This window comes from Paenibacillus sp. FSL H7-0326 (assembly GCF_001955535.1).
Classification (GTDB): Bacteria; Bacillota; Bacilli; order Paenibacillales; family Paenibacillaceae; genus Paenibacillus; species Paenibacillus shunpengii.
In genome coordinates this window covers 1,053,210-1,076,790 of record NZ_MPVN01000001.1, presented here as the reverse complement: position 1 = coordinate 1,076,790, position 23,581 = coordinate 1,053,210, and the positions used below count along the sequence as shown (strand labels likewise).

The following is a 23,581-nucleotide window of genomic DNA, read 5'->3' as shown; positions in this document are numbered from 1 at the left end:
GTTGACAAGTGAAAACTGGAAATCGGAAGCTTTGAGGTAACAAGTATCCCATAGCCGGATGATGAAAAACAGGAGGCGATTTTGGTGGAAAAAAGAGAAGCTTCAATCGGAAGAGTAGTGGTAAGTACTGTTCCAATGCCGGATGATGTAATACTGCTAAAAGGTACTTACACTTACTCCGGGAAAGTACTGGTTTCGTATAAGACAGAGAATGATATTCATACTACCGATTTTTATAACCTGGCAGTTCTCAATGATGATGGAACGGATTTTAGGGTGATCTTCTCTGGCGTCATTCCGAGAAAACCTAAGGCCAACGGGATTCGGTATATGCCCTATCAGGATAATACGCGGGTGCTGCTAGGAGATTACGTGCTCGAATGCACGCCCGATATTGATACCTGCACAAGCTCATCATTGGTTCCCATCGCATATCCGTCGATCCTCGAGGAAGATGCGCGCTCAACCAAACACTGGTCGGAAATTATCATTGCGCCTGACAATAAGCATATGAGTTGGACAATACTCCGCTCAGATGTTGGTGCCGCTGTTGCGATAGGCGTACTGGAACGCAAAACGGATCACTATGCGATCGAAAACGTGCAGCTTATTAATCACATACATCCCTTTGAGCATGACCCGACCAATCCTGGCTTTATCATTCCGATCCCTTTACGGGGAGGGGAAGTGAAACAGTTTGTACGGGGAGGAAACGCCATATCCGTCGCTGGGGGAAAACAAAACAGCACGCCTGATTCCATCGTGCAGGATTTGACTTCCGACAATCGTACGCAAATCACCTACACCCCTGGATACGATGAAACCACTATCTTTTCTCCCGATGAGCGATTGGGAATCGTCATGAGTACCAGGTTCTCTAAGCAGACGGATCCGGCCATATTCGGACTTATGCCCAAGCCCTACGGGATCTATACCTCGATGGGGTTGATCAGGTTTCTATATATGTATGCAGTAGATGGAGTACGTAAATACAGGCCAGGGAATATTGGTCCTGTATTGATCGACATTCAACGTTCCATGCACGAAGCAGGATATCAAGGGATACAGCTGACAACGGACGAGAAGAATTGGTTTTTTTCCTCACCCATGTCTTGGCATCCGGACGGAAAACGGGTCATGTGGCCGGAGATGCTTAAAGGCGGCGACCCCACAAAAATGCGGCTCCAGACAGCGAAGTTGCCGGATTATAAGTCGGAACCTCCTGTACCGATTACAACAACTACTGATAATATCCCGTATGGTATAAAAGACTTGACTGTATTGGATTCCGTTAATCCGAATATAGAAGGGAAAATTGCGGGGAAACACTCTGGATACATCAACTATGTCCGGAATGACTCCGGTTATTCGGGTAATACGGAGGCGCTGTATGTTAACTTTAGTGATGACGGGGAGGATTTCTATAATGGATATGAGAAGGTCCATTATAGCGCCGATGGAGGGCGCTACGAAACCAACCTTCAATTGACCGGGTCCAAGCAGGGGGAAATGAATTTCAGGGCAACATTCTCGGCGCTTGGAGGACCTAAGCCGGCGAGGCTGTTGTTTGACACAGATGCAGACGGAAAACCCAAAAGTTACGGATATGCTACCTATAACGGTATCACACTAAATATCGCAGATCTGTTAGAATAATTGTAAAATTACACCATCTTGCAACTGCGTCTGAATGAACGTAATAGGCACAGCTTGAGAAAGTTGGAAAGAACCATGTAATATCCTATTGTGACGCAGACCTGCAACATGATCGATCTTTGCGGCATTTGAAATTTTAAATTGGACAAGGGAACAAGATTTAAGGAAGAATGGCAGAACGCCCCCCTTGTCGTGCAAACCGTTAAACAATTTATTAATTCGTTCACCGATTATGTTCTCCGGGAGAGAACCAGGCTGGCAAAGGAATTACTATTCCAAACGACCAACTCGATCAGCTCGATTGCTTCTTCAGTGGGCTACACTAACTGAAAATTTTCAAAAAAAACTGAAAGCGATCGAAACAAACAGCTGGACCAGTGGGCAAAGCAATAATATCCTGGCTTCACACATTTCTCGTGATGAAGCCAATAAATCATGAAGGGGTGCACGAAGATGAAACAAGTACGTATGGGGATCATCGGGTTTGGAGCGGAAGGCGGGGTTTACGCTAAGTTCTTAAGCGAGGGAAAAGTGGAAAATATGGTTCTCGGAGCCATCAGCGACTCCGATCCGACCAAAAAGGCAGCAGCCAGGCAGATATACCCCGATGTTCCTTTTTACGACAATTACATTGATTTGTTGGAAAGTGGAGACGTCGATGCGGTCGTGACATGCATACCGCATTTCCTGCACCCAGAGGTGGGCATGGAAGCATTAAAGCGAGACATTCATGCACTGGTGGAAAAACCGGCCGGTGTGTATACGAAGCAAGTTCGCGAACTGAACGAGCTCGCGGCAGCGAAGCCGGAAGTGACCTTCGGTATCTTCTTTAACCAGCGCATGAACCCGTTGTACCAGAAGCTTAAGGAGATTGTTGAAAACGGCGAAATCGGCGCCATTCGCCGTACGAACTGGATTATTACTACTTGGTGGCGGCCGCAAGGATACTACGACCAAGGCGCGTGGAGAGCGACTTGGGGCGGCGAAGGCGGCGGCGTGCTCGTGAACCAAGCGCCTCACCAACTCGACTTGCTTCAGTGGATTTGCGGCATGCCGAAAAAAGTATACTCAAATTTAAAATACGGCTATCAGCGGAGTATCGCAGTCGAAGACGATGTGACCGCCATCCTGGATTACGACAACGGCGCGACAGGCGTATTCGTCACATGTACGCACGACGTATTGGGTACGGACCGGTTCGAAATTTTAGGAGACAAGGGTAAGATCATCGTAGAGGGCAGCAAGAAGGCAACGATCAAGCGTTTGAATAAAACGGAAAACGAAATGAGCTCCACAATGAGTCAACATGAAGTCATGCGAGTTACGATGGGCCCCAATCCCTCGGATATCTATACCGAAGAGGTACTGGAATTCGGAAGTCAATGGGGGACCCAGCATATTGCCGTCATGGAAAACTTCGCAGAGAATATCTTGGAGGGCACGCCGCTCATCGCACCCGGTAGCGATGGTATTCACGGCGTGATGCTCGCGAATGCGATTCATCTTTCAAGCTGGCTAGGGAAAGAGATCGAAATACCGTTCAATGAAGACTTGTTCTTGGCTGAACTGAACAAGCGGATCGAAGAAGAGAAGGCGAATCCGATAAAAGTTCCGATTGGAGGTGTTTCGGCGAATGGGTAAAGGGAAAATTGGTGTTCAGATGATGATGCTGAAAGGGAAAGTTGATGAGATTGGCGTTTATGAGACCTTGCGAGAGGTCCACAAGCTTGGATACCGAAGCGTAGAAGTATCGCAGATCCCGATGAACAGCGAAAATATATTGGAGTTAAAGCGAGCATCCGAGGATTTAGGGATTGAAATCGCGGCGTTGTCCGCATCGGTTGAACCCATTAAGTCTGGCATGCGGAGACAGACGCTGTCCACCGATTTTGAAAAAATCGTGCAGGATTGTAAAACATTAAACTGTAGCTTCTTGAGGATCGGCATACTGCCGCTCACCTCGATTGGGGACAAAGAAAGAATCCTGGACTTCGTGAAAAAGGCGGATGAGTTTGCTGCGAGGCTGGCCGAGCACGGCATCGCTTTGTACTACCATAATCACCATGTGGAATTCCAAAAGTACGATGGGGAATATTTGTTGGATATCATTAAAAACAATACCACCCGCCTTGGATTCGAAATGGATGTTCACTGGATTCATAGAGGTGGAGAAAACCCTGCGGCGTTAATTAAAAGATACGCCGGTCGAGTATCTTTGATTCATCTGAAAGATTACCGCATGGGACCCGTGAACATGGACTTTCTGCAAATCGGCGATATGAGCAAGTTTAACGAAAATTTCAGCAACATCATCCAGTTTGCGGAACTCGGCGAGGGCAGCTTGGATCTCAAGAGCATTATCGATGCCGGGCTTAATAGCGGTGCCAAGTATTTCTTTGTAGAGCAAGACGAACTATACGGCCGCGATCCGTTCGATTGCTTGAAAGTGTCCGGCGACCATCTGAAAGCGCTTGGTTACTCGGACTGGTTCTAATGCAAAAAGCGTTAATGCGCGCGCGGGAGGACAAATCCGGTCTAAGCGGAATTTTTGTCAGTAACCACCCTGATATCATCCTCCGATCTAACGTATACAGCACATTAATTATTAATGTGTTAAGTTACTTTGCGCAACGGAGGGAAAAGGAAAGGCCTTTAGAGCAGGAGCCTTTAGAGATAGTTGACCAGAATTAATCTGGATTTGACCATCTGTTTATATTTATGCATCGCTTCTTGTGACTCGTTAGAAAAGCCGTCCGAGTGAACGCTGGGATGATTCATGCGTTTAGTCGTCATAATCACGTCTTTACTGATAGTATAACACCGACTCTCAAATCCGAGTCGGTGTTTCTATAATTTCGAATTCCTCAGCATATCGGATCATTGTGCAAACCTTGTTTCGTCGTCTAATGCCCATTCTAGAAATGAGTAATGGAATAATCTCAATAGTTAGTTGGGTCGGATACGAAGTCATAGCTTCCTGAGCCGACTTTGATTACGACATATGATTGAATTTTTCTAATTGATATCTTAACTACTATGATCCGACATTCCCTTAGTCATATGAGCCGCATGTCCGCATAAGTATATAACGATTAGTTAGGGGGTGTAATGGCATTGAACATGGCCAAACGACCAAAAAAAACTTTAGTCACATTGTCGGCTTTTGGCGACGAGTTTGCTCCGGATATGGAAACGCAGATGGATCTACTTGCCGCTGAAGAGATTTATCATATCGATTTGCGGACGGTGCGCGGAATAAATGTATTGCAGCTGTCAGACCAGGAAATCGAAGAGATCAAAAAGCGGGTGAATGCCCGGGGCTTCCAAATTGCCTCCATCGCTTCGCCGATCGGAAATACGCCGATTACCAAAGATTTTACGCCTCATGTGAAGGATTTCATGCGCGCTATTCATTTGGCCCATTATTTCGATACCCCCTATATCCGTATTTTTTCGTTCTATGTCCCGAGAGGAAGCAGCGGATCCATCGTTGATTCTGTTTAAAGGGAAGTATTACCTTTTTCCATCAATGACGGCCGGATTCCTTACAAGCGATAATCTCGTAGATTGGGACTTCCACCCCCTGAAAGACGTACCGATTTATGACTATGCTCCGGATATACGGGTAATTGGGGAATACATTTATTTTTCCGCATCATCAAAAAGTAAAAACTGCTCCTTATTCAGGACAAAAGATCCCGTCCAGGGGGGAATTCGAAGAGATACTTGGGGAGTTCCCTTTTTGGGATCCGAATCTGTTCGTTGATGATGATAGCAGAATTTATTTCACTTGGGGCTGTTCCAACATAACGCCTATTTATGGAGTTGAACTGAATCCTGAGGCTATGAAAGCGAAAGACGACCCTTCTCACGTTTCAAACATTGCTCTACTTCTTGTAACGCCTGCATATTCGGCATATTCGTTTCCATAATACCCTCACCCGCCAATTAGTGATTTCTTTTTATTCGACGTGTGGGGGGTAGAAATCCTTTCCAAATGCAACGGGAGTCTTTATTTCAACTTATATAGTATAATCTGTGTCTACTATTCAGTCTAACTTCATTGTCTGCTTTCGACGCTCATCCTCGAACGCCAAGTACGTTCCATTCCTATTCCATGTTCGGCCCTTACGCAGGCTGTTGCAACAGCCTGCGTACTATGGCCTCTGCTGACTTCTGTACGTTCAGCCTGCCCTCTCGAGCAAGGTTACGAAGCTTACTTCGCGTTCGTACAGATCTCCCCAGGTAAGGACGCTATCTTCCTCTCCATCTATCTGCTTCATTTACTCTCGTACGCCTTTGGCAGTAAGGACTTTGACTTGTCTTGCAGTCTCATCCAACGTACGTTAGCCTTCTATGATGTTCGTGTTCCTCAGACCGGAGATTTGCCGCCGGTTTCCTTCAGATTCCACCTCGCAGTGGACACCCTTACCATAAGCTATGGCTACTACTGCCTTCACCGTTCGGGACTTGAACCCTAGAGATAGCGCCTATGCTGGGCGCACAAGAGAAACCCATCACTTCGGAAAAAGCGTGGGTTTCTCTACAGCCTGCAGTCATCTATGATGACTTTTGGGACAGCCCCTTTCTTCATGGGGTGCCGTAAGCGGAGTAACCCGCATTTAGCAGATGAACATGCTGCTGGCTTACTCAGGGGGCAAGCCTTTCAGAGCCCAAAGGCGCTACTTCAAGTACAGCTTCTTCAGCTTGGCGCGCTTCTCGGCCGTCAATCCGAGGCCCTTCTCAAGGTACGAATCTACGGAACCGTAACTGTTTTTCATTTCCTCAATAGCAGCCTCGATATATTCCCGGCGTACCTCCAAGAGCGCCTTCATGCCTTCGAACGACTTATCGTTGACGTTGATGACGTTTCTCTTGAGCATCGCCTCGAGAGTCGCTTTGGTGAGCTGCTCGCGGTACTTGTTGCTGAGCAGGTAATCCTCAATAACCGTCTCTTCCGGCACGCCGAGAGCGAGCAGGACAAGCGCCGACCCCAAACCTGTACGATCCTTGCCCGCCGTACAGTGCTGGAGAACCGCGGCATTGGCGGGGTCAAGAATGAGCTCGAACAGCTGCTTGAACGCATCCGGGGCGGCCACCATGTCCCGGTTCACCTTGATCGCGAGCTCGCCGGGTTCGCCGGCAAGCAGCGCTTTAAAATCGACGGGCTGGCCGGAATTGTCGGAATCACCGGAATCTTCGAAAACCGAGTTAAGCACATACGTGACACCTTCGATTACTGGGTCCGGCTTCTGCTTTACTTCGTTGCTAGTACGGTAATCGAGGTCTGTTTTGAGCCCGGTCTTGATCAAATATGCGATATCCGACTCCGTCAGCGCAGCCAGTTCGTCCGAACGGTAGAGCTTGCCCCATTTCACGGTGTGACCGTCAGCCGTCCGGTAGCCACCCAGATCGCGGAAGTTGATCGTACCTTTCAGCGGCAACTTGCGCTCCGCGACCGTTATCGTCGAGCCGGAGCCGCCTTTGATTTTGAAATAAACGCGGCTGCCCGGGTTCGGATCCGTCGTTACGTAGCCATGGTAGTGAATGTAAGTTCTGGCAAGCTCCTTCCACCCGCCGTCCGGACTCGTGCTCCAGTATACTTTGGCCGCGCCGAGATCCCGGTCGCTGTTCCACCGGATGATCAGCTTTCCTTCTTGCGTGCGTTCTACGCTTGCCCCCGTGATGATGCCCTGCTTCACGGACGAAACGATCGGCGCCTTCGAACCGGCAGCGCTGTGTACCGGGGCCATAAAGCTGGATGCGTACGCGAGCGAAAGCACCGAACCGAATAATACGATTTTTTTCATTGATGAATCCCTCCAAATTAGTATACTAGTTATACCTAAGTTGTATGCAAGTCGGATTATAGATCAGCTTTGTTTGCGGAACACAGAGTGATGTTAAGAATTTATGATGATGGACTGTTTGCCTTTCGTCGTCTGATCCGGCGTCGTTCCCCAATAGATCTCAGTATTTGTCGTTTCCCAGGAAACAATCAAATTACCTTCCTGCGAACGTTCCACTTTCGCGCTGGAAATAGACTGCTTGCTTAAGTCCTTCCCGCAAGCGGTCAGCACGACCGACAACATAAGTACAAACAGGATTACAGCAAAAAATCGATATGAATTTCATGAATCGATTCCCCTTAAATTTGATGCAAATTTTTGATTCTAACTAGCAATTGTTAACCAACTAAATACAAGTAGATCATCTCGCATCCCTCCGATTTTTTTCTTGTATACAAAAACATTATAACTTGTATGTAAGATTAGTCAAGCACTCTGAGTTTGAATATTTTGTAAAAAACATCGTTCAATAAAAAAAGTCCTTCACCGAAGTGAAAGACTTTATCCCTTATACGTTTATCCCAATACGATTCTGACAAGTTGGTCTCTGGCTCGTTGGTATTCTGAATCTTGAAGTGCCTTTTTAACTTTAGCAAAGTCACGAGTGGACAAATGCTCATAAATTTCAACATAAAGCTTTTTTGCAGTATAAGGCTGGTTCTGGTGTTTCGTCGCCCGACTCACTACGATGTAAAATAATAATTTATCTTTATAAGAATCGAACGTATTCAAAATGCATTGATTTTGAACAGAGGCCAGAAGGGTTCGCATTAGAAGTAAGCCGTTCTCGTAATAATCACGGGACCGTTTCTCTTCGCTCGCTCGTATAAGACTGTCCAAACACTCCTTCATAGCTTCCAAATCGATCTCGTACAGTTCCTGCTCAAGGATGTCTAACGCATACATATATAACGCGGAAAACAAATCAATAATATCGAACAACTCTTTTACATTTATCTCCTTCACCAAGACCCCGCGCTTTTTAAGAGTTTCCAAAAATCCCTCTTTCTCTAAGCGGTCGATAGCGGTTCGAATCGGTGTCCTGCTCATATTAAGTTCTCCGGCTAACACGTTCTCGGAGAGGAGGTCGCCAGGTACATATTCAGCATTCAGTAATTTCTGTCGAATTGTCTGGTAGGCTATATCCGCAAGAGGAAGATTGGACATTCATGTATGACTCCTTTAAGTTTGATCATAGCGTATACTACAATAATAAAACATGCATGCAAGTTAAATGTCAACTAGTGGTTTGTATTGGATGTGAAATGTTAATTTAAAAACCTTCGCTCATTTTCATCGATTGGAAAATCAGAATATACGATCAAAGAATATATTCGTACCTATCGAAAACATGGGCTTGACGGTCTGATCATGAGATTTTCTACCGGAGCACCCGAACGTTTAACGAAGGAACAGCAATCACAATTAAAGCAAACCATAATGGAATCACTACCTCATGAAGTCGGTTTTACAGCCAAATTCAATTGGACATTGCAGTTAATTGGAGAATATATCAAACGTGAGTTCGGAAAAAATTACTCCATTCGAGGCGTATCTAAAATGATGCATCGATTGGGACTCAGCTATACCAAGCCAACCTATACGCTGGCAGCAGCTGACGAAGAAAAGCAAAAAGCATTTGTCGAAACTACCTTTCCGAAGTTAAAAAAATTACGAAAACGGCGAAATTGATCACATCTTGTTTGAAGATGAGAGTATGATTCGCGATTATCAAGCGCTACAGCATACGTGGTTTGCAAAAGGAAAGCAGCGCATCATTAAAACCACTGGTAAACATAGAGGCGTAAAACTGCTAGCTACGCTTGATTATGTCACAGGGGAGATTGTATGGCAGGAAGATGAGGAGTACACTGCGGAAACGTTCCTGTCCTTTCTCCGGAAAGTGGTTCTTGCGTATCCAACTGGGAAAATCGTGCTGATATTGGACAACGCACGTATCCATCACGCGAAATTGTTAGAACCCTTCCTCAAAGAGATGAACGGGAGGCTTAAGCTTGTGTTTCTACCTCCATACAGCCCTCAACTGAATATCGTTGAAGGACTTTGGAAATGGCTGAAGTCCGATGTCATTAACAATGTTTTCTACCATACCACGACGGAGATTCGCAAAAACGTTCGTGCCTTCATAGAAAACATCATGACAGATCCCATAAAAATCATTGATCGTCTGTGCATCAGGCTATGATTGCTCTCATTAGTTCAACTTATATATAAAGAGTGTCCTATGCTGTTGGGCAATTGCTTAAGGACACCCCTTTTCAGATGAGTGTAAAAAACGCGGAGTCTAAAACAACAATTGATTCTATTAACGGAAACAAGAGTTGTTTTTCGGCTGGACGGCGTACTAATCCAATAAGATTCTAAGATTGGGTAAGGTGGTTGCCAAGCTTTGCTGGCATATCCCTTCTTTTTTCCGTTTTTCAGAGCAATTTGAGGTGCACGTTACTTCAACTGCCGAACGATTGTATCTGCCATACGGATCGCCAGAGCCACAATCGTCAGTGTAATATTGGCCGTTCCGCTAGTTGGAATGACGCTTCCGTCCGCCGCATAAAGTCCCTGTATTCCGTGGATTTGACCATCCAGGTTGGTGCCTGACGTTGAAGTGTCTTCCCCTATCCGGCAGGTTCCCATTTCATGCGAGACCACTCCGGGTACCGCTAGGCAAATGGAAGGGCCATTGCCCAGCGTGAGCGGGATATTCATAGCAGAGGCAGCATACTTTATGCCCTCGGCCATTTGCTCGATCACGAACAGATCCCTTTCGCTGTAGGAGAACTGCAATTTGAGTCTGGGGACGCCGTCTTGGTCGCGTTCGGCAGGATCCAGATAAACATGATTCTCATAGCGGGATTCCACTTCTCCGAAAGCAGCAAAGTAGCAGTCCCACTCTTGCCGAAGCGGCTGCATCCGATATTGGTCCCAAGTGAAGTCTCCCGGCCCGCCGATTTGTATTTGATAAGGTCTATCTTCCTTGCCCGGAATCAAAATACGAAGCGGTCCCAGCACCTCGGGAAATTCCTGGCGGTTTAGGCTTCCTTTCCCTAGCACCCGAGTATGGTTTGTGAAATAATGGCCGATGGCTGGTCCATGAATCCCCGAATTTAATAAAATTTGCGTCGTGCCGAATGTGCTTGCCGCCAATACGATATGCTTGGCCTTCAGCACATAGGTCCGTTTGTCAGGGGAAGTCGCCTCAACGCCTACAGCCCGGTTCCGATCCGTCAGCACCTTGACGACCCGAGCGTTAACCGCCAAATCATAAGAGGCATTCAATGCATGTGCAAAAAATAAAATAGAGCTGAAAAACGGGTTGGAATTAAGAACGCCGTTTTGGCTGACGGGCTCCAGATTGATGGCTATCGGTTCGTCGATTGCATCAGCAAAGCCGCTACGCTGCAGACGCGCCAAAAGAATCTGGGTTAAAAACGCGCTTTTCGTGTAATTACCGGTAACGTTCATGACCTTCTCCGCCAATGTGTAATAATTGTTCATTTCCTCTATAGGGATCGGCCATTTTGCAAGCTCGGAAACAGGCATACGAGGGCTTGTCGCCCCCCAAAACAAGGTTCTGCCGCCCAATGCATATACCTGCGAAGTAAAATAGTCGGCAACGGTATGGGAGAACCTTTTCTTGTATTGCAGCAAAGTTGGAGTATCCATGGTTGCAATATTTTGCGCATGCGTCGGAATGGCAATGCTCCCTCGTTCCAGGACTCCAATCCGTTTACCGCTGGCGCCTAGCTGCTGGATCAGTCTCCAAAGCGCCGCTCCTCCGCCTGCACCTGTGCCGACGATGAGCACATCGTACTCCGTTCTCTGCATATCCTCAAGCGAGGCCAAAGGTAGCCATTCCGCATCTGGCGATGGAGGGAGGGGAAGCGGCGGACAAATTGGCAGGCTGATATTCCGTTTGACTGAAGAGGCGGAGGATGGGAGACGTACTTGCCTTCCGGCCAAATCAGCATTTGAATCGGTTATTGCCGGATTTAGAGCGGCAAGGGCTTCTAAAGCACATGATGTTTTTTGAGCGATCGTCCACAGCGTATCCTTTTCATGAGCTATGTATATTCTCAATTTGCCTCGCCCCCTTTTTATTGCTGCTAACAATATATGATTGAAAAAGAGTGTCCTATGTTGCGGGGAACAATTGCTCAAGGACACTATTTCTCAGATTAGTGCCACTTTTATAATCGCCAAAGAGCTAAGCTGTGTGGCATGGAAGCCATAATGAAATTAAAGTAGAGACACGATCAAAAGCATCATCGCCTCTTTGTTCTTTATTCTAATGTCGCTCTTTACCCCATAAGCAGGCTATTCGCTGCTATGACACTAAAGGCTGAAAGTCGCTGATTACAGGTGGTTTTTTCTTTTTTCTTTTTTCTTTGGTCTCCATTCGTAACAGAATATATACGTTGGCGAGGATCAGATTTCCTCATTGTTTGAGCAGATGAACGATTTAATAACAAGCAACTTCTATTTGATTGATGAAAATCACTGAATCATCTCCTCGACGGACCGCGGCGAAGTCTTACATGCGGTCCGATTCTGAATCCGCTGCTTCAAAGCAATAAGGCAGAAGGTGACGTGATGAACATCGACAATCAGAAGATCGTGTACACCAAATACCCGCTTACCCACAACAAATGGCTGATCCTTTATCAAGTATCTCTGGACGAGTTGATGAAGGATTATCAAATTTTCCAAAAGATTTCGCTCATTGTCATCCTGCTGTGCGCACTTGTTATCGTGCTCGTTGCGGTAAAACTATCTTTCAACATCGTGAAGCCCTTCCAACATCTGATCCAAACCATGCGCGAGACGGATCGGGATCTGTATAAGGTTGTCCCGACTATTTTCAGTCGTAGTGAGGTTGGCAATTAACATTCACTTATCATCGCATGACTGAGCATATTCGGCAGTTGATCGACGACATCAGGGAGGAGCAACCACGAAGTGAAAATATGAGCTGGTTCTGATGCAACAGCAGATTCGTCCTCATTTTTCTATTGTCTATACGCTGGCTGAATTAGGCTGGACTAGAGAAGCGAAAAAAGCGACTATGGCGTTGGCATCCTTCTACATGCGTTCCATGAGCGGGGGAACGAGATCATCACGGTACGAGAAGAGAGCGAAATGATTCGCAATTACTTGTATATCCAACATCTGCGCTACAAAAATGAAATCGATTATACGATTCACATACCGGCGGAGTACTTAGATTATCGAATCTTGAAGCTGACAAGTCAGCCTTTGGTGGAAAATGCGATTTATCATGGGCTAAAGCCGAAACGAGCCTTTGGCCATCTGGACATCTCAGGTTACAAGAAGATGGCATGCTCTGGATCGAAGTTAGAGACGATGGTATCGAAATGTTCGAAGAAGCACTTAGGGAGCTTTTGGACACTAATTATGTGATAGCAAAACGTCTTAGAGAAGTAGTCAGACTGTTAAACCTAATTATTGCAATGAAGATATGACCGTACGAATCGTCAGATGACCCAGTTATTGAAACTACAGTTACTTGGTTCTTATCGTCGGATTTACGTTATATTGTGATTCGTGAAAGTGTTAGCAGGATGCATTTGAGTTCTGTATTATTGGAGATAAAGATCTTGCGTGGTGAATAGTCGATTTCAAGAATGATTATAAGTATCCCTGGACAAGAATGCCTAAAGGAGATGAAAGCTGTGGATGACCGTAAAAATTTATGGTGGCAAATTCCCTTGCGATACAAGCTGGTCGCCAGTGTTCTGTTTATGACCGTGCCCCTTGTAGCCATGCTTATCTATAATAACTTCTATGCGATTCATACGGTTCGCGGCCAAGTCGCCGATTCTTACAAAAATATGCTCAATTTATATATGAGTCAGATTGATAGTAGTCTGAACGATATTGATGCGTATTTGAATAATGCAGCGGGCTCGGGATACGACTTGATATCACTCAGCCAGGCTGTGACGGATACGGAGTACTATAAAGCAAAAATTTATTTGTATAAAAAACTATCCAACGATGTGCCCTTGTATCGTTCGTTAAGCTCCTTCTTCGTCTATATTGGAAGTAAATCTGACTACATGGATGTTCCCGGGACGCAGGATTCTCATTATGAGGAGAGAATGGAGGTTCAAAGCTATCTGATCAAGCTGATTGAATCTGATCACGTCCCCAAAGGGATGTCCACGAAAAGATGGTTCTACTTTCAAATTGGCAAGGAGTATTATATCGCGGATATCGTACGAACGGGAGATGTGGTAATTGGGGGCTGGCTCAAAACGGATGTGTTGTTAAATCCGCTTCATGCCTTGCAAATCGGTGAGGAAGGGAACATCCTTCTAGCCGATGATCAAGGTAGGCCAATTACAGCGACTCTATTCCAGAATGCCGGCGTTCAACTGCATTTGACGTTGAATAATTATGAATTATCGGGCGCGGAGAAGAAATTTCTCGTTGTCGGTGCTCCTTCTTCGAAGGGTAACTTTAATCTGGTAGCACTGATTCCGGATCGCGATATATTGGCGAAACTTCCTTATCTTCAAGGGCTGATCTGGTTCATTACAGCCTCATCGTTCTTACTCATTCCTATCGGCCTATACTTCATGAGAAGGGCCTTATTAGTCCCTATATACCGGATCCTGATGACGATGAAAAAGGTTCGGCAAGGGGATTGGAGCAGCCGGGTTGCCATGAACGACAATTCAGAAGAATTTCAAACCCTCGGCGACTCCTTCAACGAGATGATGACGGAGATTCAAGCCCTCCGTACGAATGTGTTCGAAGAACAATTGAATAAGCAGAGAGAAGAATTGCAACGCCTGCAGCTGCAGGTTAACCCTCATTTCTTCCTGAACTCGCTTAACATCGTCTATACCCTGGCGAAGGTACAAGACTATGCGTTGATTCAAGAGATGACGATGTCTCTCATCCGGTATTTCCGTTTTATGTTCCGCAGCAATACTTCGTTTGTGAAACTGAAAGACGAGCTGGAGCATATTCAGAATTACATGCGGATCCAGATGCTGCGATTCCCGGAGCAATTAACCTGGTCCGTCGAAGTGGCAAATTATTTGAAGGAAATTCCGATTCCACCACTTATTATCCAGTCCTTTGTTGAAAATGCAATCAAACATGCTGTCACAATGGATGAATCTGTTCAGGTCTTGGTTTGGATTGATGAGCTGGAGGATGAGCAGGGCCCCCGCATGCTGATCAGAATTCAGGATACAGGACCAGGTTTCCCGAAAGAGATGCTCCAAATACTTCAGTCGGGCAGAAGCGTGGAGAATGAGCTTGGCGAGAACACGGGGATTTGGAACGCTCAGCGCAGACTGAAGCTATTGTATGGGGATCAGGTCACGATCCAATTTTATAATCAGAAGGAAAGCGGAGGCGCGGTGGTCGAGATGACTATCCCAATAGATCCGGTAATGGAGGGCTCAGCATGACCTACAACATGCTTTTGGTAGATGATGAGGTGCTTGTCATCAAAGGACTCAAATCCGATCTGGACCTTGAAAAACTGCAGATCGGCGAATTGCATACGGCCTTTAACATTCGGCAAGCCAAAGAAGTGTTTGAAGAGAATCAGATCGATATTCTGCTATGCGATATCGAAATGCCGCAAGGCAACGGTTTGGAGTTGTTAGCCTGGGTCAAGGATCATCATCCCCATACGGCTACGATTTTCTTAACCAGCCATGCCGATTTCAAATATGCCAAAGAAGCGCTGAAGCTGGGAAGTCTAGAATATTTGCTGAAGCCGGTACCGAGAGAGGAGCTAGAGTATACGATCCGGAAGGCGCAATTTGTGATTGATACAAACAGTGAAAACAATCGTAACAGCTATTCCCACCAAATGTGGCTCCAGCATCACTCCTTGATTATCGAACGCTTCTGGCTGGATTTGATCAATGATACCATTCCGAGCAAGCCTGCCGCTATCCAAGAGCAGGTGAAGCGCAATCAGATTCCGATCACAGAGGATTCGATCTTCCTGCCGATTTTGATATCCGTGGAAGGTTGGACAAAGGTGCTGAAACGCCGAGATGAGAAGGTATTGGAGTACGCACTCAAGAATTTGGCGGAAGAAGTGATCTTGAACAAAGGTGCGAACGGCATCTGCTTTCAGCTCGATCGCGGAATGCTGCTAATTATTTTGGTGAACAATCGTGGAATACTATGGAACAACATGGAGCTGCAAGCAGCATGCAGTCAATATATTGATTTCTGTCACCACCATTTCTATTGTGATTTATCCTGTTATTTCGGTTCGACAGTAGAAACGCATGAGATGGCCTGTATGGTTGCGGAGTTAAGGGCTTACGATCGGAATAACGTGGTTCATGTCAATCAAGTGTTCCCATATCTTGCGGGAGGTCCTAGTACAGAGCAGCCCCAATTGCCGGCGTTGCGCGACGTTTCGGCATTACTGAAAAATGGCTCCAAGGAATCTGTCATCCGTGAGGTGGAAGAGTATCTGTCCGGCCTCATTCGTAATTTGGAGATCGATGCGCAGATTCTGCATCGATTCAATCAGGATTTCATGCAGGTGCTGTACGCCTTCCTGAATTCGAATGCAATCGTTGCGAATCAATTGTTTGGTGATGAACAATCCAGAGATATCTTGGAAATGTCGGGGCGGTCCGTAACGAATATGATGAAATGGGTTCAACATGCAGTCATCAGAGCAATGGACCAAGTCGAAGCGTTATCGAAGACAGATTCAGTCGTAGAGGCGATTAAACGATTTGTTTCATTGAACATTGACCAGGACTTGTCGCGGGAGAACATAGCGGAACATGTTTACATGAATCCCGATTACATGTCCCGGCTTTTCAAGAAAGAAACAGGAGGCTCTCTTTCCGATTACGTGATATTGGAACGAATCAACCATTCCAAGAAACTATTAGCCCAGACCAAGAAACCGATCAGTGCCGTGGCAGAATCAATCGGCTATGGCAATTTCTCGCACTTTGCTAAAATATTTAAGAAGTATGTGGGCATGGGCCCTATGGAATATCGCAATCAACATATGGATCGGAGAGAAATGAAATAAATCGGGCCGCTTGACAACAATGTCTCTGAATAGCGGGTCAATAAAGTCATGAAAGCGTTATAATGATGTTCGACAAAGTGTTAGAAGGCATTCTTAAAGAGCGATATGATAAGGATGCAAACCAACACAGCTTTCAAGGGGGAATACGATGAGTAGAAAAGGGAAGCTTGCCGCACTGGCGCTTGTCTCCGTGTTGTTAACGGGCACGATTACTGCATGTTCGTCTTCAAACAATGGGAAGAACAATGCTTCCAGCGAGACGCCAGCTGCAGATGCGAATGCAGGAGCGGGCAACGGCTCGAGCGCGAACGAAGCGACGAAGGATCCGTACGAGGTCGCCATTGCTTTACCGGTGTTTGGAGCAATACCGCAGGATATGAAGATTGTGCAAGAGGAGATCAATAAAATTACGCGGGCGAAGATTAATACGACGGTTGAGCTTCTGCCAATCAGCATCGGTACCTGGGGGCAGCAGCTGAACTTGATGACTTCCGGCGGCGAGAAGCTGGACATGTTCTTCTCCTTCGGTGCCGCTTATGGAAGTGACGTAGCGGCCGGCAAAATCATCGAGCTAGATCCGCTTCTTGAGCAATACGGCCAAGACCTGACCAAACAATTCGACCCTGCTTATCTTGACAGCGCCAAGGTGAACGGCAAGCTGTATGGCGTACCGGTTCTTAAGGATTTTACAACCGGACACCCGGGAATCGTGATGAGGAAGGACTTGGTTGAAAAATATAAGATCGATGTGAATGCGATTCAATCGTTAGACGATTTGGATGCCGTATTTCAGACAATCAAAGACAACGAGCCGTCCATGTCGCCGCTTGGCAGAGGTCTCTCCGGACCAATGGATGTCTATCAATGGTATGACAAGATGGGCGATAAATACGGGGTTCTTCCAGGATATGACAATGGGCTCAAGCTCGATAATCTATATGAGACCCAAGAATATGAATCTACCGTTAACAAAATGCGCAGCTGGTTCAAGGCGGGATATATTAATAAAGATGCCGCAACAAGCCAGGTCAATGACGCGGATATGGTAAAGGCTGGGAAGGCATTCTCATACTTTGTCAACAATAAAACAGCGGCATTAGATAGCGAGATGAGAGCGTCAGGACGTGAGTTGGTGGTTGCTCCTTTGATGAAGGAAACGTACTCGACGACCAGCGAAGTGTTAACCGGCGTGTGGACGATTTCGGCTAATTCCGCCAAGCCGGAGCGGGCGATGATGTTCATGAATCTGATGTACTCGGATCCGGCTATCGCGAATCTGCTCCAATGGGGAATCAAAGACAAGCATTATGTGTTGAATGCGGAGAACACGGTCGAGTTCCCTGCCGGCGTGGATTCCAAGACGGTTGCTTACTCGAATCAAGCTTGGTTGATCGGTAATCCGCTCCTCACTTATCCGTTCAAGACAGAAGGCGCAGACAAGTGGATCTTGACGAAGGAAGCGAACGCGACAGCAATCAAATCAAAAGCGCTCGGCTTCTCCTTCAATTCGGAACCGGTCAAGAATGAAATGACGGCCCTTAAGAACGTGACGGACGAATTCGCGAAAGGCCTGGAGTCCGGTGCGCTGGATCCGGCATCGGTTTTGCCGGAGTTTCGGGCAAAGCTGAAGTCTGCGGGGATCGACAAAGTCATCGCCGAGAAACAAAAACAATTGGATGCGTGGGCAGCAACTCAAAAGTAAAGTAAACCCTCCGAATAGCCGGTGCAAGCCCGGCTATTTCTATTATTCAAGCATAATGACAAGTCAACGAACAAAGGAGAAGAGGCATATGTTGTATCCGATTGTGACGGAAACACGGAGTCTTATTGATCTAAGCGGAATTTGGAGCTTCAAGCTGGATCAAGGTCACGGAATGGAAGGAGAATGGTTTAACGAGCCGTTGATGGGCACGATCAGCATGTCGGTCCCGGCTTCCTACAACGACGTCGGCGTTGCTTCAGATATACGTAATCATGTGGGTTGGGTATGGTACGAGCGGGAATTCTCGGTGCCGATGGTGCTCGCATCCGAGCGAATCGTGCTTCGGCTTGGTTCCGCTACGCACTATGCCCAGGTCTATGTGAACGGCCGATTCGTCATGGAACATAAAGGCGGATTCACGCCTTTCGAGGCGGAAATCAATTCATTCCTGCAGAGCGGCCGAAATCGGCTTACGGTAGCCGTCAATAATATCGTCGATGAGACTACGCTTCCGATGGGCAGCTACTCCGAGAGCGAAGTTCCGGGCGTCGGGAAGGTCATCAAAAACAGCCCGTACTTTGACTTCTTCAACTACTCTGGACTTCACAGACCGGTTAAACTCTATACCACACCCAAAACCTATGTGAAAGATGTTGCGATCATTACGGAATTGGATGGTGCTGCAGGCGTTGTCCGATATGATACCTCAGTGGAGGGGGAATCAGAGGTTCGCGTATCGGCAGTAGACGAATCGGGGGCAGTTGTCGGGCGGCATGAAGGACAGACCGGAACGATCCGAATCGACGCTGCCAAGCTGTGGGAACCTCTTCAATCCTACCTTTATTCGCTCAAAGTTGAATTGTTCCAAGACGGAAATGTAATTGATATCTATGAGCAGCCTTTCGGGATCCGAACCGTCCAGGTGGCGGACGGCAAGTTTCTTATTAATGGCAAACCGTTCTACTTCAAGGGCTTCGGCAAACACGAGGACATGCCGATAAACGGCAGAGGTTTGAATGAAGCGTCGAACGTCATGGATTTCCGGCTCATGAAGTGGATGGGGGCGAACTCGTTCCGGACGGCTCATTATCCTTATTCGGAGGAGTTAATGCGACTGGCGGACCTTGAAGGCATTGTCGTGATCGACGAAGTTCCTGCTGTCGGCATGCATCTGAATTTCAACGTCACCCCGCAGCGGGGACCGAAGCGGAATACGTGGGACGTGCTCCAGACGCACGAGGATCACAAGACCGTTATCCGAGAGCTGATCGAACGGGACAAGAATCACCCAAGCGTTGTTATGTGGTGTATTGCCAATGAGCCGGCTTCTGAGGAAGAGGGGGCGGATGCTTATTTCAAGCCGCTTGTCGATTGGACCAAACAGCTGGACCCGCAGCAAAGACCGGTTACGATCGTGACTCATTTTATGTCGCTGCCGCATAACGATAAAGTCGCGGAGCTGGTCGATGTGTTATGCATGAACCGGTATTATGGCTGGTATGCATTCGGCGGCGACTTCGTGGCGGCCAAAAATGCCCTTCGATCCGAGCTGCAAGGCTGGATGAAGCGGTGCCCGGGCAAGCCGATGATGATGACCGAATACGGGGCGGATACCGTTGCCGGATTGCATGATGTCGAACCGGTCATGTTCACGGAAGAGTACCAGGTGGAATACTATCGCCACAACCATGACGTGTTCGATGAATTTGAGCATTTCGTCGGCGAGCAGGTATGGAACTTCGCCGATTTCCAGACCAGTCAGGGGATCATCCGGGTGCAAGGAAACAAGAAAGGAATCTTCACCCGTGAGCGGCAGCCCAAAGCTGCCGCGCATGAGCTGCGCAGAAGATGGCAGGCCATTCCAGACTTTGGTTACAAGGGGAACGAATAGATCCGAGTTTCATCCAGCCCTTTCGATTTCCGTCAACGGGATTCGAAGGGGCTATTTTGTATCGTAAAGCTCCGCTCCATGCCGTGTAGACGACGGGCCAGAAAAAGTCTGAATACCGTTATCCGATTGTACGTCATAGCGTTAGAGGGCCGGCGGGCAATTGGATATGATGGAACTAAGGAAGGATCATTACTCGAGGAGGAATAAATATGGCACAAGTCGCAACGGCCGCATCCGCAGCGGCCGGGACGAGCACGAAAAAACAAAATCAGTATAGAAGGTATTGGGCGCTTATCGTTATGATGGTGCCGGGACTAATCTATCTCTTGGTTAATAACTACTTGCCCATGCTAGGGATCGTCATCGCGTTCAAGAAAATTAATTTTGCCAAGGGCATACTGGACAGTGATTGGATCGGGTTCGATAACTTCGTGTACCTGTTCAAAACTTCTGACGCCTACATCATTACAAGGAATACGATTATGTATAATCTGTTCTTCATCGTCCTGGGAACAATACTGGCCATCGCAACGGCGATTCTTCTCAATGAGATCAAACAGCAGCGCATGCTGAAAGCGATTCAAAGCATTATTACGCTGCCCCATCTGATCTCCATGGTTATCGTCAGCTACCTGGTGTTCGCTCTGCTTAGCCCGGACACCGGCTTTCTGAACAAGACGATTCTCCCGTGGCTCGGTATTGAGGATTGGGTTTCCTGGTACAGTGAACCGAAGTATTGGCCTTACATTCTGAGCGTTGTTCACTTCTGGAAATCCATCGGCTATTCGAGCATCGTCTTCTTCGCGGCTCTTTTGGGCATCGATGACGAGTATTATGAAGCGGCACGGTTGGATGGCGCCAGCCGGCTCCAGCAGATCTTCCACATCACGCTGCCGATCATGATGCCAACGATCATTATGATGACATTGCTGAGCGTCGGACGTATTTTCTACTCAGATTTCGGCTTGTTCTATCAGGTGCCGATGGCGTCGGGAGCGTTGTTCTCCACGACGGCGACCATCGATACGTATGTGTTCCGGGGTCTTATGGGCAACGGGGATATCGGAATGTCCACGGCGGCAGGGGTGTATCAATCGCTCGTCGGCTTCGTGCTTGTCATTCTCGCGAATTACTCAGTACGGCGTTACAACAAAGAAAACGCGCTATTTTAGGAGGAAGCCAATTGAAAAACGAAAGCAGAGGATTGACCTGGTTCAGTTATATTACCATGATTGCTTTTTCCTTGTTTTGTCTCATTCCTTTCGTACTCCTGATCTCGGCGTCCTTCACCGATCAAGAGGAGATTATCGCCCACGGTTACTCGTTCATTCCGCGTGATTTCAGCATTGACGCTTATACGTATCTGCTGGACCGAGGATCAGATATCGCCCGGGCCTACGGGATTACCATATTCGTCACCGTCGTAGGCACGGCAGCGAGCGTGGCGATATCCGCGCTTCTGGCCTACCCGTTATCCAGAAGCGTTACGCCGCACCGCACGCTGATCATGTTCTTGGTCTTCTTCACGATGCTGTTCCATGGCGGATTGGTGCCAAGCTATCTCGTCTATACGCAGCTGTTCCACGTTAAGAATACGATCTTTGCTTTGATCATACCGGGACTACTGATGAATGGCTTCTACGTCATGATGATGCGCACCTTCTTCCAGTCGACGATTCCGCCTGCGCTGGTCGAAGCGGCTCAAATCGATGGGGCTGGAGAATTCCGCACACTGTGGAATGTCGTCCTCCCGCTGTCGACACCTGTTATGGCGACAATCGGCTTGTTCTCCTGCATCATGTATTGGAACGACTGGCAGCTCGGGATGATCTATATTACAGATCCGAAGCTGTTCAGCATCCAGAACCTGTTGAACCGAATCATGCAAGACATTCAGTTCATTAATACGAATATGAGCTCGCAGGCAGCTGACGTTTCGCAGAACATGCCAACCGATTCCGTGAAGATGGCCATTGCCGTCATCGGCGTACTGCCGATCCTGATTGCGTATCCGTTCTTCCAGAAGTACTTCATCAAAGGAATCATGGTGGGAGCTGTGAAAGGGTAAAAACAAACACACCGTGTGAAGGAGATGTTCAACCATGAAGGGGATGAAGGACATTCTATTCGAAGCCATCATCAACGAAGGAATGCGGAACGAGGTATTCCGCAGCGAGCCTGATTTCCATCCGGAGGTTTACCGTGAGGCTTTTGCGGCGGCCATAAGCAAAGTGGAGGGAAATCTGAACGGGTTCAAGGGTGGGTTCCCGACGAGCTCCACGATTGGCAATGTGTATGCATTAAATGTACATGGAGATACCCGGGATGCGAATCCGCAGAAAATTCAAGGCGCCAATGTCGGCTGGACGACCGGCTTCTGGACGGGCATTCTTTGTCTCACCTATGAGCAGACAAGGGATGAGCAGTATCTGAAGACGATTGAAGCCCACATAGACAGCTTCATTGATCGAATAGAGCGCAAGATCGATTGCAATACGCATGATATCGGATTCTTGTACAGCTTATCCTGCATCGCAGCCTACAAATTGACGGGGAATGAAGCGGCCAAATCGGCGGCATTAAGCGCAGCTAACCACTTGATGAGCCGTTATGTCGAAGCGGCGGGAATTATCCAGGCATGGGGAGATATGAACGATCCGAATCAACGCGGCCGGATGATTATCGACTGCCTGATGAATCTCCCGTTGCTGTACTGGGCCAGCGAAGTGACAGGAGAGTCGTCTTTCAAGGACGCAGCTTATGCACATGCGCAGAATGCCTTAAAGCACATCGTCCGGCCGGACGGTACGACGTACCACACTTTCTTCTTCGATATCGACACCGGCGAAGCGCTTAGAGGGAACACCCTCCAAGGGCATTCCGACGAATCGTGCTGGGCGCGGGGGCAAGCATGGGGAATTTACGGCTTCGTGCTCACCTACCTGTATACGCAAGATGCCCGTTTCTTGGAGATGGGCAAGCTGCTCGCCAATTACTTCTTAAACCGCTGTCCTGACGATCTTGTGGCCTATTGGGATCTCGACTTCACGGATGGCAGCGGGGAGCCGCGGGACAGCTCCTCCTCCTCGATTGCCGTGTGCGGTTTGCTGGAGCTGGTCAAACATCTGTCCGACGAGGAAGAACAGCGATATTACACCAATGCGGCAAAGAAGATAACGAAATCGATGTACGACCATTACTCGTCGAAGAAAGATGCAGCGTCAAACGCACTGCTCCTGCACGGCGTATATTTCAAGAAGTATAACCATGGCGTGGATGAAGCGAATTTGTGGGGCGATTATTTCTATCTGGAAGCATTGACCCGTCTGACGAAGGATTGGCAATTGTATTGGTAGTCGAAGTTGGTCGCTCCGGTCGGTGAAGGGACCGGGGTGGTATTGTGAGAG

19 protein-coding genes and 1 pseudogene are annotated in these 23,581 nt (G+C 47.5%); 16 read left to right on the top strand and 4 right to left on the bottom strand.

Features of this window, described 5'->3' with window-relative positions; all coding sequences use genetic code 11:
• The first annotated feature begins 84 nt into the window (after positions 1–84).
• From BK126_RS05145 to BK126_RS29300, 5 genes are all read left to right on the top strand, one after another.
• Positions 85–1,656: a hypothetical protein gene (locus tag BK126_RS05145; RefSeq protein WP_218639239.1), complete on the top strand. Its 1,572-nt coding sequence runs from the start codon at positions 85–87 to the stop codon at positions 1,654–1,656.
• Between the two features lie 453 nt (positions 1,657–2,109).
• Positions 2,110–3,297 (top strand): Gfo/Idh/MocA family protein, encoded by a 1,188-nt coding sequence (locus tag BK126_RS05140; RefSeq protein WP_076311585.1) that lies wholly within the window; start codon positions 2,110–2,112, stop codon positions 3,295–3,297.
• Entirely contained in the window at positions 3,290–4,150 is an 861-nt protein-coding gene (locus BK126_RS05135; RefSeq protein ID WP_076311584.1) for a sugar phosphate isomerase/epimerase family protein, read from the top strand. Before BK126_RS05140 ends, BK126_RS05135 begins: the two co-directional genes overlap by 8 nt.
• Before the next feature lie 614 nt (positions 4,151–4,764).
• A complete protein-coding gene (locus tag BK126_RS05130; protein ID WP_076311583.1) occupies positions 4,765–5,160 on the top strand; it encodes an apurinic/apyrimidinic endonuclease family protein in 396 nt (131 codons plus the stop codon).
• 125 nt (positions 5,161–5,285) lie between these two features.
• The gene (locus tag BK126_RS29300) at positions 5,286–5,588 is read left to right on the top strand and encodes a hypothetical protein (protein ID WP_076311582.1); all 303 of its coding nucleotides are present in this window, start codon (positions 5,286–5,288) and stop codon (positions 5,586–5,588) included.
• Between the two features lie 750 nt (positions 5,589–6,338).
• Here the strand turns inward: BK126_RS29300 and BK126_RS05115 are convergent.
• From BK126_RS05115 to BK126_RS05110, 3 genes are all read right to left on the bottom strand, one after another.
• Entirely contained in the window at positions 6,339–7,466 is a 1,128-nt protein-coding gene (locus BK126_RS05115; RefSeq protein ID WP_083655727.1) for a tyrosine-protein phosphatase, read from the bottom strand.
• A 193-nt stretch (positions 7,467–7,659) separates the two neighbouring features.
• Positions 7,660–7,791 (bottom strand): hypothetical protein, encoded by a 132-nt coding sequence (locus tag BK126_RS29735; RefSeq protein WP_256702707.1) that lies wholly within the window; start codon positions 7,789–7,791, stop codon positions 7,660–7,662.
• Positions 7,792–8,021: 230 nt separating this feature from the next.
• Positions 8,022–8,672 (bottom strand): GntR family transcriptional regulator, encoded by a 651-nt coding sequence (locus BK126_RS05110; protein ID WP_076311580.1) that lies wholly within the window; start codon positions 8,670–8,672, stop codon positions 8,022–8,024.
• A gap of 132 nt (positions 8,673–8,804) precedes the next feature.
• Here BK126_RS05110 and BK126_RS29730 point away from each other — a divergent pair.
• Positions 8,805–9,711, top strand: a pseudogene (locus BK126_RS29730) (IS630 family transposase); the annotation flags it as partial.
• A 257-nt stretch (positions 9,712–9,968) separates the two neighbouring features.
• On the opposite strand, the gene BK126_RS05095 reads toward BK126_RS29730, so the two are convergent.
• On the bottom strand, positions 9,969–11,603 hold the full coding sequence (locus BK126_RS05095; protein ID WP_256702706.1) for a GMC oxidoreductase: 1,635 nt from the start codon (positions 11,601–11,603) through the stop codon (positions 9,969–9,971).
• A gap of 513 nt (positions 11,604–12,116) precedes the next feature.
• On the opposite strand from BK126_RS05095, the gene BK126_RS05090 reads away from it, so the two are divergent.
• From BK126_RS05090 to BK126_RS05050, 10 genes are all read left to right on the top strand, one after another.
• Positions 12,117–12,410, top strand: coding sequence for a hypothetical protein (locus tag BK126_RS05090; protein WP_076311577.1), 294 nt, complete (start codon positions 12,117–12,119; stop codon positions 12,408–12,410).
• Between the two features lie 94 nt (positions 12,411–12,504).
• Positions 12,505–12,666 carry a histidine kinase gene (locus BK126_RS29010; RefSeq protein WP_143757677.1) on the top strand — a complete coding sequence of 54 codons (162 nt, stop codon included), beginning with the start codon at positions 12,505–12,507 and terminating at the stop codon, positions 12,664–12,666.
• Positions 12,663–12,944, top strand: coding sequence for a sensor histidine kinase (locus tag BK126_RS05085; RefSeq protein ID WP_076311576.1), 282 nt, complete (start codon positions 12,663–12,665; stop codon positions 12,942–12,944). The genes BK126_RS29010 and BK126_RS05085 overlap by 4 nt, the downstream gene beginning before the upstream one ends.
• Positions 12,945–13,216: 272 nt before the next feature.
• Entirely contained in the window at positions 13,217–14,971 is a 1,755-nt protein-coding gene (locus BK126_RS05080) for a cache domain-containing sensor histidine kinase (protein ID WP_179085514.1), read from the top strand.
• Positions 14,968–16,581 (top strand): response regulator transcription factor, encoded by a 1,614-nt coding sequence (locus BK126_RS05075; protein ID WP_076311574.1) that lies wholly within the window; start codon positions 14,968–14,970, stop codon positions 16,579–16,581. The genes BK126_RS05080 and BK126_RS05075 overlap by 4 nt, the downstream gene beginning before the upstream one ends.
• 148 nt (positions 16,582–16,729) lie before the next feature.
• Positions 16,730–18,283, top strand: coding sequence for an ABC transporter substrate-binding protein (locus BK126_RS05070; RefSeq protein ID WP_076311573.1), 1,554 nt, complete (start codon positions 16,730–16,732; stop codon positions 18,281–18,283).
• An 88-nt stretch (positions 18,284–18,371) separates the two neighbouring features.
• A complete protein-coding gene (uidA, locus tag BK126_RS05065; protein ID WP_076311572.1) occupies positions 18,372–20,174 on the top strand; it encodes a beta-glucuronidase in 1,803 nt (600 codons plus the stop codon).
• A 209-nt stretch (positions 20,175–20,383) separates the two neighbouring features.
• On the top strand, positions 20,384–21,346 hold the full coding sequence (locus BK126_RS05060) for an ABC transporter permease (protein WP_076311571.1): 963 nt from the start codon (positions 20,384–20,386) through the stop codon (positions 21,344–21,346).
• 11 nt (positions 21,347–21,357) lie between these two features.
• Positions 21,358–22,242, top strand: a complete 885-nt coding sequence (locus BK126_RS05055) for a carbohydrate ABC transporter permease (protein WP_256702705.1) — start codon at positions 21,358–21,360, stop codon at positions 22,240–22,242.
• A 34-nt stretch (positions 22,243–22,276) separates the two neighbouring features.
• Entirely contained in the window at positions 22,277–23,530 is a 1,254-nt protein-coding gene (locus tag BK126_RS05050) for a glycoside hydrolase family 88 protein (protein WP_256702704.1), read from the top strand.
• Positions 23,531–23,581: the final 51 nt, after the last annotated feature.

What these genes read in the sequence shown, in the direction of transcription:
- BK126_RS05140 (WP_076311585.1), top strand. Translation starts at nt 2,110, where the DNA reads ATGAAACAAGTACGTATGGGGATCATCGGGTTTGGAGCGGAAGGCGGG.
- BK126_RS05110 (WP_076311580.1), bottom strand. Translation starts at nt 8,672, where the DNA reads ATGTCCAATCTTCCTCTTGCGGATATAGCCTACCAGACAATTCGACAG.
- BK126_RS05075 (WP_076311574.1), top strand. Translation starts at nt 14,968, where the DNA reads ATGACCTACAACATGCTTTTGGTAGATGATGAGGTGCTTGTCATCAAA.
- BK126_RS05070 (WP_076311573.1), top strand. Translation starts at nt 16,730, where the DNA reads ATGAGTAGAAAAGGGAAGCTTGCCGCACTGGCGCTTGTCTCCGTGTTG.
- BK126_RS05130 (WP_076311583.1), top strand. Translation starts at nt 4,765, where the DNA reads ATGGCATTGAACATGGCCAAACGACCAAAAAAAACTTTAGTCACATTG.
- BK126_RS05060 (WP_076311571.1), top strand. Translation starts at nt 20,384, where the DNA reads ATGGCACAAGTCGCAACGGCCGCATCCGCAGCGGCCGGGACGAGCACG.
- BK126_RS05085 (WP_076311576.1), top strand. Translation starts at nt 12,663, where the DNA reads ATGATTCGCAATTACTTGTATATCCAACATCTGCGCTACAAAAATGAA.
- BK126_RS29735 (WP_256702707.1), bottom strand. Translation starts at nt 7,791, where the DNA reads ATGAAATTCATATCGATTTTTTGCTGTAATCCTGTTTGTACTTATGTT.
- uidA (WP_076311572.1), top strand. Translation starts at nt 18,372, where the DNA reads ATGTTGTATCCGATTGTGACGGAAACACGGAGTCTTATTGATCTAAGC.
- BK126_RS05135 (WP_076311584.1), top strand. Translation starts at nt 3,290, where the DNA reads ATGGGTAAAGGGAAAATTGGTGTTCAGATGATGATGCTGAAAGGGAAA.
- BK126_RS29010 (WP_143757677.1), top strand. Translation starts at nt 12,505, where the DNA reads ATGCAACAGCAGATTCGTCCTCATTTTTCTATTGTCTATACGCTGGCT.
- BK126_RS05090 (WP_076311577.1), top strand. Translation starts at nt 12,117, where the DNA reads ATGAACATCGACAATCAGAAGATCGTGTACACCAAATACCCGCTTACC.
- BK126_RS05115 (WP_083655727.1), bottom strand. Translation starts at nt 7,466, where the DNA reads ATGAAAAAAATCGTATTATTCGGTTCGGTGCTTTCGCTCGCGTACGCA.
- BK126_RS05050 (WP_256702704.1), top strand. Translation starts at nt 22,277, where the DNA reads ATGAAGGGGATGAAGGACATTCTATTCGAAGCCATCATCAACGAAGGA.